At 36.9% G+C, this 15,705-nt stretch carries 16 protein-coding genes; 6 read left to right on the top strand and 10 right to left on the bottom strand.

What is annotated here, in order from left to right; genetic code table 11:
- Positions 1–127 precede the first annotated feature (127 nt).
- Entirely contained in the window at positions 128–1,204 is a 1,077-nt protein-coding gene (locus WIW72_RS04090) for a HoxN/HupN/NixA family nickel/cobalt transporter (protein ID WP_337699893.1), read from the bottom strand.
- A 530-nt stretch (positions 1,205–1,734) separates the two neighbouring features.
- On the opposite strand from WIW72_RS04090, the gene WIW72_RS04085 reads away from it, so the two are divergent.
- The gene (locus tag WIW72_RS04085) at positions 1,735–2,598 is read left to right on the top strand and encodes a zinc-ribbon domain-containing protein (protein WP_337699894.1); all 864 of its coding nucleotides are present in this window, start codon (positions 1,735–1,737) and stop codon (positions 2,596–2,598) included.
- Between the two features lie 475 nt (positions 2,599–3,073).
- Here the strand turns inward: WIW72_RS04085 and sdx are convergent, their stop codons facing one another.
- Both sdx and WIW72_RS04075 read right to left on the bottom strand, forming a co-directional pair.
- Positions 3,074–3,403 (bottom strand): sulredoxin, encoded by a 330-nt coding sequence (gene sdx / locus WIW72_RS04080; RefSeq protein WP_337699897.1) that lies wholly within the window; start codon positions 3,401–3,403, stop codon positions 3,074–3,076.
- A gap of 48 nt (positions 3,404–3,451) precedes the next feature.
- Positions 3,452–4,648: a cation:proton antiporter gene (locus tag WIW72_RS04075; protein ID WP_337699898.1), complete on the bottom strand. Its 1,197-nt coding sequence runs from the start codon at positions 4,646–4,648 to the stop codon at positions 3,452–3,454.
- A 55-nt stretch (positions 4,649–4,703) separates the two neighbouring features.
- Here WIW72_RS04075 and WIW72_RS04070 point away from each other — a divergent pair, with 55 nt between their 5' ends.
- Positions 4,704–5,669 carry a hypothetical protein gene (locus WIW72_RS04070; protein ID WP_337699900.1) on the top strand — a complete coding sequence of 322 codons (966 nt, stop codon included), beginning with the start codon at positions 4,704–4,706 and terminating at the stop codon, positions 5,667–5,669.
- 102 nt (positions 5,670–5,771) lie between these two features.
- Here WIW72_RS04070 and WIW72_RS04065 read toward each other — a convergent pair whose 3' ends face one another.
- The gene (locus tag WIW72_RS04065) at positions 5,772–6,635 is read right to left on the bottom strand and encodes an NAD(P)-dependent oxidoreductase (RefSeq protein ID WP_337699902.1); all 864 of its coding nucleotides are present in this window, start codon (positions 6,633–6,635) and stop codon (positions 5,772–5,774) included.
- Positions 6,636–6,888: 253 nt separating this feature from the next.
- Between WIW72_RS04065 and WIW72_RS04060 the strand changes: the two genes are divergently transcribed.
- Positions 6,889–7,989, top strand: coding sequence for an MFS transporter (locus WIW72_RS04060; protein ID WP_337699904.1), 1,101 nt, complete (start codon positions 6,889–6,891; stop codon positions 7,987–7,989).
- A 339-nt stretch (positions 7,990–8,328) separates the two neighbouring features.
- On the opposite strand, the gene WIW72_RS04055 is transcribed toward WIW72_RS04060, so the two are convergent.
- Entirely contained in the window at positions 8,329–8,637 is a 309-nt protein-coding gene (locus tag WIW72_RS04055; protein ID WP_337699906.1) for a hypothetical protein, read from the bottom strand.
- Positions 8,638–8,927: 290 nt separating this feature from the next.
- Complete coding sequence (locus WIW72_RS04050) at positions 8,928–9,950, bottom strand: RsmB/NOP family class I SAM-dependent RNA methyltransferase (RefSeq protein WP_337699908.1); 1,023 nt, start codon at positions 9,948–9,950, stop codon at positions 8,928–8,930.
- 50 nt (positions 9,951–10,000) lie between these two features.
- Here WIW72_RS04050 and WIW72_RS04045 point away from each other — a divergent pair, with 50 nt between their 5' ends.
- The gene (locus WIW72_RS04045) at positions 10,001–10,378 is read left to right on the top strand and encodes a hypothetical protein (RefSeq protein WP_337699910.1); all 378 of its coding nucleotides are present in this window, start codon (positions 10,001–10,003) and stop codon (positions 10,376–10,378) included.
- On the opposite strand, the gene WIW72_RS04040 is transcribed toward WIW72_RS04045, so the two are convergent.
- Complete coding sequence (locus WIW72_RS04040) at positions 10,346–11,059, bottom strand: sugar nucleotide-binding protein (protein WP_337699911.1); 714 nt, start codon at positions 11,057–11,059, stop codon at positions 10,346–10,348. The two genes, WIW72_RS04045 and WIW72_RS04040, sit on opposite strands and share 33 nt — an antisense overlap.
- 40 nt (positions 11,060–11,099) lie before the next feature.
- On the opposite strand from WIW72_RS04040, the gene WIW72_RS04035 reads away from it, so the two are divergent.
- Complete coding sequence (locus WIW72_RS04035; protein ID WP_337699914.1) at positions 11,100–11,447, top strand: hypothetical protein; 348 nt, start codon at positions 11,100–11,102, stop codon at positions 11,445–11,447.
- 6 nt (positions 11,448–11,453) lie between these two features.
- Here WIW72_RS04035 and WIW72_RS04030 read toward each other — a convergent pair whose 3' ends face one another.
- Complete coding sequence (locus tag WIW72_RS04030) at positions 11,454–11,882, bottom strand: hypothetical protein (RefSeq protein WP_337699916.1); 429 nt, start codon at positions 11,880–11,882, stop codon at positions 11,454–11,456.
- Between the two features lie 610 nt (positions 11,883–12,492).
- On the opposite strand from WIW72_RS04030, the gene WIW72_RS04025 reads away from it, so the two are divergent.
- Complete coding sequence (locus tag WIW72_RS04025; protein ID WP_337699917.1) at positions 12,493–12,780, top strand: hypothetical protein; 288 nt, start codon at positions 12,493–12,495, stop codon at positions 12,778–12,780.
- A 98-nt stretch (positions 12,781–12,878) separates the two neighbouring features.
- On the opposite strand, the gene WIW72_RS04020 is transcribed toward WIW72_RS04025, so the two are convergent.
- Together WIW72_RS04020 and WIW72_RS04015 are read right to left on the bottom strand one after the other, a co-directional pair.
- A complete protein-coding gene (locus WIW72_RS04020; protein ID WP_337699919.1) occupies positions 12,879–13,790 on the bottom strand; it encodes a 2-oxoacid:ferredoxin oxidoreductase subunit beta in 912 nt (303 codons plus the stop codon).
- Positions 13,780–15,657, bottom strand: a complete 1,878-nt coding sequence (locus WIW72_RS04015; RefSeq protein ID WP_337699922.1) for a 2-oxoacid:ferredoxin oxidoreductase subunit alpha — start codon at positions 15,655–15,657, stop codon at positions 13,780–13,782. The genes WIW72_RS04020 and WIW72_RS04015 overlap by 11 nt, the downstream gene beginning before the upstream one ends.
- Positions 15,658–15,705: the final 48 nt, after the last annotated feature.

The raw sequence follows: 15,705 nt of genomic DNA, 5'->3' as shown, positions 1-15,705 counted from the left end.
AAAATTCATGGGATTAAAAGAATCTAGAACTAAAAAGAAAAATCCACGTTAAATACAAATAAACTATACGTCTAGCATTGTAAAGGTCTCCTTTTGAAATTTTGCTTGACCTATGTGGGAACTGATATTAGTTTGACTGTATCTCATACCTTTTTATTTTTATGTTATAAAGTACGGCTGATATTCCCCATACAATGGCAAAAGTCAGAATAATCAAGATGCCAATATTTCCCCACCAGACATCACCGTTGATTAGCGCAATTACGTCCCAGAAGCCTCCGGTCAAATTAAACTCGGATTGTAATAAACCTAATAATTCTAAACTACCGACCAAGAATGCAACAAGAATAGATACAGTCGTCATTGTTAAGTTGTACCACACTTTTCTCAAAGGGTTGCCTATGAAAGCCCATCTATAAGCTCCGTTCATGAAAAAGCCGTCTGTAGTGTCGATAAGTGACATACCGACAGTAAATAAGAAGGGGAAAACTAATAATGTCCAAATCGGGATCTTAGTGAAAGCTCCTGCTGTACCTGCACTTATTGCTAATAGAGCAGTTTCAGAAGCTGTATCAAAACCCAAGCCGAAGAGAAAACCTATTGGATAAAGGTAATACTGGTTACTAACAATCCTGAACAAGCTTTTGAAGAACTTGTTCATAAACCCTCTTTTAAGCAAGGCTTCGTTTAGCTTATTCTCGTCTAACTCCTTTCTTTTAGCTTGTTTAAACAATTCGTAAATCTCGAATAAAACTAAAAGATTCAGAAAACCTATTATGTAAAGAAAAACTCCACTTATTAACGTACCTACTATAGAACCTAAATTTTCTAGTTGGGGAATATCTGACTCTACTAACCTTGTTGAAACCATTAACGTTATAGAAAGGATAATAACAACGGAAGAATGACCCAGAGAGAAAAATAAACCTGTGAACATTGATGGTTTACCTTCCTGAACAAGCTTTCTTGTAGAATTATCTATTGCAGCTAGATGATCAGCGTCAACTGCATGTCTTAAACCGAATATATATGCAAGGACTCCTAGAGTGAAGAAACTCGCCCCGATCCCTTTCACTTTTATTTCAATATTTCCCAACTGTTGCGAAATGGCTGTTAACCAGAAAAAAAGTATTATCGTTAAAATAATTTCTACACTATAAAATAATATCATCTTCCACGCTCTGGGAACAGGATTCGTTCTCATAGCATATGGATAACCTATCCATATTATAAATTTTACTATCTCTTAGCTTTCCTCTTACCACCAACTTTAATAGGTCATAGCTAGAAAAATTCGTTGAAAATCATAGAATTAATAATGAAAAGTTTTAATAAAGTCGAACTTATCTTGTAATAACAATAAGTTCGTCTTCGTAATATCGGTTCTCATACATTTTATCAGCTTACTTTAAATTTAATATCGAAAGAGCTTGAAACGCTTGCTTCTTATTTTTACGTAATAATCCACTAATGATAGCGACCAAATTATCATGGATAAGTTGAGCTCTTGGAGAGAGACCTTTTCTAGTACTTGGTATTGACACGGTTGTCATATCAACAGGGCCTTATCACGTCCAATAAACTATAATACCCTAGTTTGCTCTTATTTCTAATATATTGACCATGATACTTACTCTCATTTTCATAAGAAATCAGGGAAGGAGTCTAATGTTTACTCTATTGTTTTCACTAACATAATGTTTTTATAATTAGGTCTTCTTAAGAATGGTTAGAATGAGTTTTCAACCCTTCGGCTATCCTAACGGCCCTATGAGTAACTCCTCAGGAATGGCAAACATGATGATCTGTATGCAACCTGTAGGGTTAGGTGGTAAGCAACAAATGATTCCTACTCAATATCCCGTAAACCTCCAATATGTAGTCCAGCAAGTTACGATGTATCTGATGAGTCAAGGATTTCAAGTTTATCCTATGCCTGGACAGAACGTTGCATTAATACAAGCACAACATACGAGCCTTTTGGGTTATTTAACCGGTTCAAATAAAGCTTATACTATAAGGATTTGTCAAGGTCCTAATTATGTTATGGTAGAGACTGGAATGACCGACTTATTGCAAGATATGTTACCATTACTAGCTTCCGGTGGTATTGCAGTACTTTCGGACGAGGATTTACACAACAAGTTGCTTACATTACTAGGAGGTGCAGGAGCTGCATACGACGCATATAATATAGCCAAGGATCTGATGCAGGAAGACCAGATCATGAATATAGTTATGATGGCTGTTATGAGTGCTCCGCCCTTATATCCAGTTCAACCGCAATATCCCCAGCCTAACTATGGGCAATACAGTCAACCGTATTCTCAGCCATACCAGCAGGGACAAACATACCAGCAAGGATATACTCAACCACAATACCTACAAAGTAGCCAATACTCGCAGACCCAACAAAATACGCAGAAGTGTTGGAATTGTGGAGCGATTATCCCTGCTGCGGCTAAGTTCTGTCCTAATTGTGGAGCTTCTTTAATGCCCATCAAGTGCCCCAAATGCGGCTACATTAATCCGCCTAGTGCAAAATACTGTGGGAATTGTGGAGCTCAATTAACGCAAGTTAAACAAACTACTACTTAACACTTTCTTATTTAGTTTTTATTCTTCTTAAGTCAGGTTAGTATTTTTCATAGAGTAGCAGAATATGAATCAAGAAGCTATATTCATGAAGCTATATTCATAAGGGAGTTTCATATAGTCAATTAAAGATTGTGTCTTTGTCATTCACCGCATTTAGCTTTTGGACTCACTTCAACATATACTCACCACTTTCGATTTAACAATGGAATTTTAAGTGCCTCAGATTAGACTGGACTAGCTGATGAGGAAAGAAAGAATACGATTGAGGAGCTCATAAGGCGGTTAATACGTTAGAAAATCAAGAAGGATATGTCAATCAACCAAGAGGTTATATCTAATTAGGTTAAGATAAAAATGAGAGCTTAATTACCCGCATAAAGAATTTTTCGGGAGCTTAAGAAATCTCTACTGAAAACTACCTACTTAATAAGACCTTTAATGAACTAATCGGTTTTAGTAGGGATAAAATTTATTTTTAAATATCTACTTCTATCCATCCTCCGTTGTCTCTTACTTGATATGTTTTCAGTCCCAGTTTTTCTTTAGGTGCATCTGGTGCAACGAAAGGAGGTTCTAACATTGTTCCGGTCTTAAGGTCGAAAACAGCATGGTGACATGGACATTTCACTGTGAGCTTTTGTTCATCTAATAACGTTAGTATACACCTAGCGTGACTGCAAACTGCATCCATTCCGTATAGGGTCCCGTTAACGTTTGCAATGAAAATTACTTTATCGTCTATTTTAACTGACGCGAATTTAGCTTTTTCTAGGGCTTTAGCACTTATAGTGCGTTTCCAAACCATAGACATTATTTTGTACTTATGGCTTTTAAAAGTTAAATTAAAGGTTGTTTAAGTAGTCAGAATCCACTTTCTTACAAGATAGGAGAACAGAAATCCGCCCATAATGGTTGTTACTATAGCCATAATAATAATCTGAGAGTACTGATTAGTATCTATAATACCCGAGGTAAGACCTAGAGTAGCTACTACCAGCCCTACTTCACCCCTCGGTAGCATACCTATTGAAGCAATGATCGACCTTCTTACACTCTTTGTAATGAAAAATGCAACCGGAAATATTCCGGCTATTTTCCCTATAATAGCGAGAAAACTTAATAGAAGACCTAGGGATAAATCATACAAGTTAAGGAACGTGGTGTATGGGGTCTCCATCCCGACGTATATGAAGAAAACAGGCCCAAAGATAGAAAGTAATGTTGAAGTGAACTGAACTATTTTTTCTGACTTTACGCTCTCAGCGATTGCCACACCGGCTACGAAGGACGCAATTACGGGAGAAAAGCCTAAGAGTAACATTATCAGGACTAAAATGAAAAGTATTACCAATGAAACATTGTTAATTAAATCATCTTTTATTCTAGAAATTATTCTAGGAATTATGAATACTGCTGAGAACAAAATTATTAACCACGCTAAGACCGTTTCTATCACGCTAACTACTATCTGACTAACTGAAAGAGCTTTTAGTGTGACTAGCTCAAGAATTACGGACAAAATGATAAGTGATACAACATCATCTAAAGCTGCTGCAGATATAACCAGTCGCGTGAAATCATGTTTGTAAAGTTTGTACTCTTCAATAATCGAAGTAGTTGCAGCCAGACTTGTCGCTGCACTTGCGGCTCCCATAATAGCGGAGACTGTTGTATTGTAAATGAGGGTGAAAGTGGCGTAAACTAAGTATGTGGGAATTACAGCACCGGCTGTAGCTGCTATAAAGCCTGGTAATCCAGACTCTTTTAAACCTTTGAATCCGTGAGAGAGACCAGCGGCGAATATCAGTAAGACCACAGAGAAATCCGCAAAAAGAATAAGATAGGAATTAACTTCAAAGATAGGCAACCCGATCAAACTGTCAATATATCCGCCTATAGCGTAAGGGCTTAGCGTTATACCTACTATTATTTCAGCTATGATAATAGGAAGGTAGAATCTTTGGGTTATGAGTCTTCCTAACTGAGCGAAAGTTAATAGCGTAAACAGTTCAAGTAATGTTAAATAGACGATATCGTTACTAGATGTCATAAGCTCACTATATTACGATCACTAGATTTATTTTTAATGCTCTCAAATAAACACTATGGCATTACTAAAGAGAGGAGAAAAGAAGATCTTCCATATAGATTCACTTAACCAACATATGAGAGAGGTTATAAAGACAGTTATGGACGTAAACCTTAACGATGTAGCTAAGTATTATGGGCTGAGGTATTTATCTCCTAAATTCGGAGAGCCTATATTTGTACCTTACGGTAGACTTAACGGTAACTTCAAGAAATTCGAGGATGCTTTTGAAAAGATTTACGATGAAATCGAAAAAGTAAAGGAGGACGGATTAAAAAAGTATTTAGAATGGTACCCCAATTCGCAATTCCTTAATCACTATAGAATAGTCTTTTACTCCTATACAGACTTAGAGGACGGTGTACTTTATGGAATTGGAGCGGAGCCTTTAGCAGTAACACCGAACTCCTCTTATCCAGTAGACAAAGTCTTGGACGGTGATGTAGTAGTAGGAATGCAATTACTAAACGTAGCTCTAACAAAGGGTCTAAAGATAAAGTTCTTTGACATAATTGCCAATAGACGCGAGGAAATAATTGAAGCATATAACTGGCTTTACACTGAGTTTCACGCAAAGTATGACACTAAAGACAAGGTCTTCTTAACGGATATTGCTACATATTATATGAAGAAATTCTTTGAAGTTGTTGATGAGTTAAAGAAAAAAGTTGAAGTAATAGAAAATCTAAAAGGTAAAAGAGTCGTTATACCTATGATTGAAAGTAGGGCTAAGAGAGACGGTAGAGTTAAGGAAATAATGGAGACAGAATTTGCTGACTATATTGACCAAGGAAACTACTATAAAGTAGAGGCCATTCCATCTATATATAATAAAGATTTCGTGGGTAAGCTCTTTAAGCAGGTGCTAAATAACTTTGATGAGATATTACTTCTCTTTGAAAGGAAAGCTACAGTCCCAGATGAGCTAGTAGACTTAATAGTTAAGGAACGAGGAGATAGATATATACTACTAATGAAATAAGTAAAATAGTTTTCTATCTCTTTCTGTAGCATATCGTAGAGGTATTTGAGAAAGGATAAAAAGAGATTACTTATTTAGCCGAGATTTTTTAAGATTAAGAGTCTATTTATTACCTTTACGATATACTTCTAAAACAGCAACATAATCGTTCTCTCCATGGCCCATAGCCTCTGCCATCCTGTACAACTGTAAAGCTAGTGACGATAATGGGTTAATTACCTTAACATTCTGTGTCTCTTTTGTTATTATTTCTAGGTCTTTTCTCATGTGTTTTATTGCAAACTGAGTTGAATAATCATTGTTAATCATTTTAGGTACCTTCAGTTCGGAGGTTGGAGACTTAGCACTACCGTATAAGGCTAGGACTTTGTACACGTCCTCTGGCTTTAATCCAGACTTTACACCAAAGTTATACGCTTCGGCTAATGTGGCTACATAAACACCTACCATCAAATTGTTTACAAGCTTAGCATATAATCCCATTCCGTTTCCTCCCATATAGAGGATCGTTGACGCAGTTTCAGAAAGTATCTCCCTAACCACGTCTAATTTCTCCTCTGGACCTCCCAATAACACTGTCAACTTCTTTTGTTCAGCGAAAACTGAAGTACCTATAACTGGTGCGTCATACATGAAACCTCCGTTCTCTGCAACTTTCTTTGCAATTTCAATTGATACTGAGGGTGATATAGTAGACATATCTACTATAATTTTACCCTTGCTATAAGGTATCAAAGGTGTTAAGAAATTGCTAACAGCATCGTCGTCAGCTAGCATTGTTATCAGCACGTCTACCTCTTTCAGTAATTCAATAGGATCTTTGACGTACTTAACACCGTATTCTTTACTGAACTGTTCTGCTTTTCTTTCCGTTCTGTTGTAAACTAAGTGTAGTTTTCCAGCTTTTGCTAAATTTCCCCCTACCCTGTAGCCCATTATACCTAATCCAGCTAGTCCTATTTTCATAGTAATTCGAAACGCCAACTATTAATAAAAAATTTACCTAGCTTGTCTCTAATCTCATGAAAAACGGTTTTGGGAACTGTAATGTAGAATTTCGAACTTAAGCTGAAAAAATTTTATTCTAACTCTTTGATTTATATTAATTTGTAAAAGTATAATACAAACAACCTTTTATTTTAAATCTATTTTCAATTTTTAAAATTACATCCACTCGACCATTGCGTCAACCTATGCTTGGGCAGGTAACATTTATGACTTGTTATTGTTGACATACGTCTATTCCTACCTAGAGAGAGTTTACGGGCTAGATTTCTTTGGCTACACAGTGCTCTTCGCCTTAGGGCTAATAGGAAGGGTGATAGGCGGAGCGTACTTCGGAAATGTGGCTGACAGAATAGGTAGGAAACCGGTTTTAATTATCGGAACAGCCGGTTACTCTCTCTTTCAGTTATTATTAGCCTTTGCTCCTGACGTAGAAGTACTTTATGTTTCCAGGCTACTTGAAGGGATATTTATGGGTGCACAGTGGACTGCAGGGACCGTGTTAGCTTACGAGAACGCCCCGTATAATATGAAAGGGATAGTAACTGGTATAGTCCAGGCTGGATATGGTATAGGTTATGCACTGACTGGAGTTTCGTATATATTTCTGGGAGGAGACCCTCGGCTATTGTTACTAACGGGTAGTTTACCTCTCATCCTAGTTCCCTATATGAAATTTATTGCGGAAGAGCGTGTATCTTCTCACGCGGCCCATTTTAGTATAAAGATTAAGGACTATCTCCCTGTTCTCATTAGAGCTACGGCTGGAATGATAGGAATGTTCTTAGCCTATTTTGCCGTATTCGGCTATTACACCGTAATTGCAGACGAGTATTTACACTTGAACCCTGACACTTTAGGAATTTTAATGACAGTGGCAAACATAGGGCTTGCAATATCTTTTATACTGTTCAGTAGGTTAGCGGATAGGTTTGATAAAAAGAAACTAATTTATATTGGTGTAATTGGTCTCTTAATATCCCTACCATTAGCAGTGCCTTTCCTATATGTGCCTATTATTATACCTATAATAGGGGTAATATTATACGCATTTTCTACTGGTTTCTGGCCTCTGATGCCTCTTCTATTAGCTGATGCTGTCCCCACAGAGCTAAGAGGATTCCTATCAGGATTCGCATATAATATAGGAGGCATGGTAGGCGGAATAGGTAATATAATTCTGGGGTTTATAGGTGAGTACTTTGGTGTCGAAGGATTAGCGAAGGGAATTGATATAATGGGTTTGTTCTCTATAGCAGTAGTCTTCGTGAGTATAATAACGTGGTCGTTGACAACAGTTTCCGATAAACCGTGAATTTTATGTCATTTGATACTATTTAACATTCCTAGCCCTTCTCGTGAAAGTTTATAAATTTTGTAGTTATATACTAAAATGTAGAAGAGAGCCCTACAGTGAACTCGATGAGCAATGTGAGGGGGAGGATGGGTTCGATGAGGCTCCCTATGTCCTTGAAGGGAGTGGTTTAACTACCTCTCCCGTAGACGGCATGGGGAGCCGGACAAGGGGAATGAGGACGAGAGGTTGAATACAAATTCATGAAACCTCAATGAAAGTCCGACCCCTAAGAGCAAGGGTCATGTAATATTGATAGAATAGGCGTAAAAGAAATAGGATAAAAAGGTAATTAATTCGTCATTTTTTCTTTAATTTTTCTACTATATCTTCAGCTTTTTTAATGTAAGTATCTAAAGCACTCTTTATGTCCTTTATGCTCATCTTACCTTGGTTTTCCTTTAACTTATCGAGCTTACTTAGTAATTCTTTGAACTCCTTCTCTAGTTCATCTACTTTTCTCCCTTCCTTCTTAGCTTTTGCGATTTCTGAAGCTATATTATCATGAATTGAGGAAGTGACCTTTGTGATATCTTTTATCAACTCCTCCTTTTCTTTATATATTTTCGCTTTTACTTCATTTAATAGTTTAGATAGGTCTTCTATCATCTTTGATCAATTCTAAGAGTAGCATAAAAAGTTTAGGGATAAGGAACTATTAAAGGGTAAAGAAAAAGGGGAGTAATATCGTTATTTTCGTACTTGGAATAGTACTCTACATCATTATACCGCTTCAAATTTACAAGTTTCTATGATGTCTTGGATTATTATTATTTTATTTGCCTTTTTATTTGCCTTCTCTCTTATAAACCTTGTTCGTTAAGGTAATTCTATATGAACATTAGAGACTACCTAAAGTCAAGGAGAATAAGAAAATTAATTAGTAAAGCATATTTAAGTTATCCCTCAAGCTTTGACACAAAAAAGCCCTCTGTGCCGTGAATATAAGGTATGAATCGTTTGGAAAAGACTACTTTATGACTAACGTTCTTAATAACTTCTTCTCCCTCCTCTGGGAATATGGAACATGTAGCGTATACTACGGTATTTGATAAAAATAGGGCTTTATCCAAAAGCCGCATCTGCAACTTTGACAACTCTAAAACCTTACGCTCTGTTAACCTAAGGAGTACTGTTGGCTCGTTTGAAATCATACCTGAAGAGCTACACGGGGCATCTAGTAAAACTTTGTCGAATTTCTTAGAGAAAGTTAAATGAGTGGCATCACCGTGTATAATATTAACTCTGTCCAAATTTACTCCGACGTTTTTCATGAAGTTGACCTCCCTTATTAATCTCTTATACTCTACCTCACTAAGAGTAAGCTTAGCTCCGTTTTCAGTGAGCACCATAATTAGTGTTGCTTTTACTCCTGGTGCTGAGGTCATATCGTATATACTCTCACCTTTTTTAGGGGAAAGTGTCGCAACCACGCTTACACTCGCTTTATCCTGAATTACAACTTTGTATTCTCTGAACTCTTCCGTCTTAGAGAGATTACCATTTATTAATTTATACAAAAAAGGATAATCTTTATCTCTCTCCAATACTACACCTTTGTTCTCTAAACTCTTAATCACTTTGTCTTCGTCGGTTTTGAGAGTGTTAACCCAAAACCACGTGGTTTTTCTTATCAACGACTTTTTTAGCTCTCCTATGTCGTAAAGTCCTGACAACCTTTTTTCCATCCAATCAGGGAAAACTATCGCTCCTTTTCCTTGCAAGAATTCCTTGACTTTTTTCCTCCTACTTCTCCCTTTCAAAGAAAGGTATTGGAGTACCAACAATTTTGCTTTTTCGTAAGCATCATTACTATCGATCTTATATCTCCCCATTTCACGAGCTTTTTTGAAGGCTACAGGTAACGGATCTCCTTTCTCGACGTAATAAAGAAATCTACTGAGTAGAAGTTCCAGTGACATAAGACTGTATCTGGCATAAAAATTTAAATGTGTAATGAGATAGATCTCTTATGAAAATCGAGACAGTTGAAAAATTATACTTTGAAAATGTTTACTCGATAGAAAATGCGGAAAATATTGATGAACTCTTACGCAGGGTTTCACGTTCACTCTATTTACTATTAAAATTAGTTTATCTGCGTCATGGAGATCTATCGAGGACTACGGGTAGAGAGATAATGAGGTTTCTATACTTAGAGGAGAGCGGTGAAAAGAAGCTTGAGAGGCTCGGTAAAATAGTTAGTTTATTAAGGGAAGAAGCGATAATGACTAAGTTTCCCTATATTGACTTTTACATGCAGAACTTCGTAAGCGAGATGGACAGATTGATGATTAAGAAGGGATATAACTTCTTCTTAACTTCTAACGGTGAATCCAAGACTTCTTAGGAGCCAATCATCTAAGGAAAAATCGTAGTATTTTCCTTCAAATGGAACTACTTTAGCGTTAAACATATCGCCTAGTTGTTCGCAAACCTCAACTGCACTCTTCCTTTTCCCTCCTACATTGACGACTCCCTTAATCCCTCTCTTTATCAAGCTGGAGACTATCTCTGAAGCCTCCTCAACGGTTATCGGTGATACGTAAAAGTTAGAATTACATTTTATTACTCTCCTTCCTCTCAAGATACCCTTAACAAAAGGGTGAAGTATTCCTCTATAAGTTGTGGAATATAATGCCCCAAATCTCACCACTAAGTAATTACCGAGAGCCATAATTCCAGATTCTCCTGCAAGCTTGCTAAGCCCGTAATAGTTGAGTGGGTTGGGTGTGGAAGTCTCGGTGTAATAACCTTTCTTGCCATCAAATACCATGAAAGTCGAGAGAAAAACGTTAGTGGAGTTGACTTTGTGAGCGCTCCTAGCCACGTTAATGGAATACCATGTGTTAATATTCCACGCAGCCGAGGGGTTTCTATTAGCCTCATCGTAAGGCACCTCAAATGTGTGGATTACAACGTTAGGCCTTTCCTTTATTACCCTCTGTGGTGAGTCGATGATAATCACTTGTTTGAGATACTTGGCAATACTTCTAGCAAGTTCACCTTCATCAGTTACTCCGACTAACAAAGTAAATAGTTAATAACCTTGTGTCCTTAAAAATTTGTGAATGGATATAATTAAAGAGTTTTCAAAGCTTGAAGGGATAGGAGAAGCTGAAGAGAGAATGCTTAGAGTATTATGGGAAAACAAGATAACTAGGCTGAACCCGTTAGAACTGAAACCCATTGAGACCGTAGAAGGAGATACGCTAAAACTACTGGTTTTCAGGAACGGTATTGTGGCCGTAATTCACAAACCTACTGGTCTTTTCATTCTAATCTACAATGTAAATTCTTTAGAGCTAGAAACACTCAGATACATTGTAACTAAAGAAAAGGAACAAGATCATCAATTTATCTCATTAGTTTACGAATATTTGAATGTTAAAGAAAAAGGACGTTTGGGTAAGATCTGAATGTATTCAAGGTTCTGCTTCAAAGAACAACTGTTCTTCAAGCTCGGTACACGACTGTTTGTCTCCTTTAAGGCAGTTTTTTGCTAAGTAAAGGTAAAATATTGCGTCCTTTATCTTGTCAATGTCTTCTACTTCTTCCAATTTTCTTATTACTAAATCCAGAGCTTTCATGATATTATTGTCCTTATACCTTCTTGGTAAAACTATACTTCCGTTCTCTATTATTTTACTGTCATATGTCACAAATCGATAATACGTCTTTCCGTTTATCACAGCTCTCATTGCATAGAGGTTTTTAAAAACCTTAACGAGTATTATAGAGTTTCTTCCTCTTATAAGCATTAGTCTTTTATCGAGCATTATCGCTGAAAATCCTTTAGGTACATTAACTACTTCTCCGTTATCGTTCACTATGTCCCTTAGCTTGTATTCCATTAAGAGTAGATCAATAGGCGGTAATATATAGTTTTTCCCGATAAGTTATAAATAACTATATAGGCGAAATTGTAAGATATAGTCATATATAAATTGTTTGAATGATTTTTATAAAAACTTAAGTCTGAAATATCATACAAATCCGAAGGATGTATTTGTATCGTTAGATCATAAGACCTTCTATGATATATATAAAAAGTGAATTGGTAAAACCGAGACATAGATATTTACTGACGGCTATGACTTATCGTTTATACGTCTATTATTCACATTAGTAGTGAAGTAATCTTAGAATAATGAACAAGTTACCTGACTTCAAGATTTGGAATCAACTCTTATCAGGTTTATCGTTGATAGGTGCTGTTATATGTACATTATATGTTTGGCTACTTAGAGGAGCTTTGGAGAGATATGTTTGGATTTAAAAATAGAGTGAATAATAAATAATTATACGGAAGAAATTTTGAAAATTTTTTCTTTTATTAATCATCATATTATTAGCTTAATTTAATTTTAATAAGAAAAACGGTACTTACTAGTTTAAATTATTTTTACATACTTGACAAAAGTTTATATCCCAACAAACAGATAATAAAATATAGGGATAAGAATGAACGGGATTGTGAATAAAAGGAAGGAAATAGAAGATAAGCTAGAAGTGGTTTATGACGATGAAGAGCTAACGGTTGTAATAGCGCCAGAGGAGGACGAACTAAAGGAAGTTATACTTAATCTTCTTAAAGAAAAACCAATGGACGTAAAAGAGATACACAGTGTTCTCACTAACTTAGCAAGTGACGAGAAAATAAGGAAAGCCTTGTACGAGTTAGCCGAAGAAGGTACTGTAATAGAGGACAAAAAGAGCAAGAAGTTTATGTTAGTAGGAGTTGCGAACTAAATTAAAGGCGTAACTTTTGTATCTTAATTCAATTTCTTATTAAAGGCTAAAGATTATAAAGAAAACAGTTAGAGAAAATTGTTTAGAAAATGATAAAATCAAACTCTTTTAGCTTTTATCAGTTCAGTGATTTTAGTAGTGCCAATACCTTTAAGTTCAATAGGTTGGATTGCTGGGTAAAATTCTCTATAGTTAGGTATATTCTGTTCAAGCCTTTCCTCAAAAGTCGGGATAAACTCGTTCTGGTAAAACACTCCAAGAGGTATTTTTTCTCCTAGCTCCATTACTTTCATCATGGCTTTTTCAAACTTGGTCTTTGTTTCTTCCTCTCTTTTAACTACTGGATCCCATGCTGGGTCGTTATCCAACTTGTAAACTCTCTTATCATACCATTCTTTAGTGTTGACATCATTATAAGTAGGACATGGTTGAAGAACTTCTATTACCGCACTTCCCTTGTGCTTAATCCCTTTCTTTATAAGTTCTTTCAGATGTGTGATATCATATGCATATCCTCTTGCTACAAAAGTATAACCTGCAGCTAAGGCTACTGCTAAGGGATTTACAGCGTCGTTTATATTCGGTCTTGGTAAAGACTTAGTTTTCACACCTCTTCCTAATGTTGGTGATGCTTGTCCTTTAGTCAAAGCATAGACTCCATTGTTATGTATTATAACAGTAATGTCCAAATTCCTTCTACCCAAATGCACGAAGTGACCCATTCCTATTCCGACACCATCTCCGTCTCCAACATTTACCACTACTTCTAACGATGGGTTTGCTGTCTTTATCCCAGTAGCAAAAGCTATAGACCTACCGTGAAGTGTGTGAACGCCACTGATAGGTAATTCGATGAAATGTGGGATCTTACCGGAACATCCTATACCAGAAACTATCACGACTTTCTTCGAGTCAATACCTAGTTCCCTTAACGCCATCTCTTCAGCTCTCAGTATACCGAAGTTTCCGCACCCTGGACACCAATCGTTAAATACAGGTTTACGCTCCATAACTCAACACCACTTTCTTCTCTCCGTTCTTAATAATTTGCTTTACAGCGTATATAATTTCTTCTCTAGCTATTGGTCTTCCATTCCACTTAAGTATATAATTCGTAGCAAATATTCCAGTTTTCTCAGCCAGTATTTCTGCACCTTGAGCTTGATAATTATTTTCAATTGCAATAACTCTCTTCTTTCCTTCTAATAGTTTCTTCATAAAAGTCACGGGATAAGGGTTAAACATTTTTACTTGAACCATCATAACACTCAATCCTTCCTTATTCATATCATCCATTGCGTCCAAAATGGCTCCCTTAGGTGAACCCCACGTTAAGAGCACGTTTTCTCCATCACCAATAACGTTTACCCTTTGCTCCTCAGGGATTTCCTTATCTGCCGTCTCAAGCTTCTTCATTCTCTTTTCATACATCTTGAGCCTATTGTTACTCGCTTCTGTGATGTGTCCTTCTTCGTTATGTTCATCACCGGTGTAGAATATACTGGAATAACCTAAGAATGCCCGCGGTGAAATTCCATCTTCAGTGATTTCGAATCTGTTAAACCTCTCTGTAGTAGGATATACTATTTTACCCCTCTCGATTTTCACTGGGGCTGAGGTAAGTAAGTCCTCATCCAGAATGGTGTATGAATTGGCTAAAGTCTTTTCAATAATGTGTATTACGGGCGTTTGGTATTTCTCAGCCAAGTTTAAAGCCCAAATCGCGTCCCAGAATATCTCTGCATGATCTCCAGATGCAATCACTATTCTGGGAAATTCCCCATGTCCCACGTTGAGCGCAAACTTTAAGTCAGCTTGCCCAGACCTAGTCGGCAAACCTGTTGCAGGTGCACCCCTCATGTAATAAGTTATAACAACCGGTACTTCGTTCATCCCAGCCCAACTTATACCTTCTGACATTAGTGAAAAACCTGGGCCAGAAGTAGCTGTTGCAGCTCTTGCTCCCGTCAAAGCTGCACCAATAGCCATATTAATTGCTGCTAACTCGTCCTCAGCTTGAACTACTACGGCACCTCCTTTCCGGAGTTCTCCTCCCTCAACTATTACATCCAAATTCTGGTTAGCCTCTATGTAAGTGCTCTCGTCAGAGGCCGGTGTTATTGGGTAGTAGGATTGGAACCTCAAGCCCCCAGCCAACTTACCCAACGCTGAAATAGTGTTTCCATCAACTTGTATTCTATCTTTCTTAACTTCTCTCACGGTGAGATGATAGGCATTTGGGGCTAAGTTATATCCCATTTCAGCAGCCATTGTATTGAACTTGAGGAATAACTCGTTCTTAAAAATCTCCTGAATTGCGTTTTTAAGGAGCTCAAAGGGAAGACCAAGGAGACCAAATGAGGCACCTACAGCTATCATATTCTTGCTTCTTTCAACTACGGACAGAGGTAGTTTGAAAGTGTCAGCTATCTTCTTCAAATACTCTAGATAATTTACTTTTATTACCTTTACCCCTTTTGCGGTGAGGTAATTTATTACATCCTTTACCGTGAAACCGTTCTTCAACTCCTTTTTGATCTCTTCAGCTATCTCCGGTTCAATAGACTTTACCATGTCGAGTGAAGTGTTTTCGTAATCAATACCGTAAATCACGTAATCTCTTACCTCGGTAAAGTGTTGGAACAGTGTTTCAGCGTCGAAAGTCGCTAGGATATCCGTATAAGAAGATACACTGAAAATCCTTTTCTCATCAAAGACTACTTGAAAGTAGCTGTGTCTTCCCTTAATGTTAGAGTAATATTCTCTATTACCAAAGATGTAATAACCAGCTTTGGCTATCGCATTCCCGAATATAATTGCGGAAGTATCAATTCCCAAACCTTGTGCTCCACCTATCATCCATACATGTCTTGTCATAACGATTAGTTTCTATCCATAGAATAAAAGTTTTTATCTTCTCTCGTA

This window comes from Stygiolobus sp. CP859M (assembly GCF_037389975.1).
GTDB lineage: Archaea > Thermoproteota > Thermoprotei_A > Sulfolobales > Sulfolobaceae > Stygiolobus.
The sequence above is the reverse complement of the archived record's forward strand: the minus strand, read 5'-3'. Positions and strand labels throughout refer to the sequence as shown.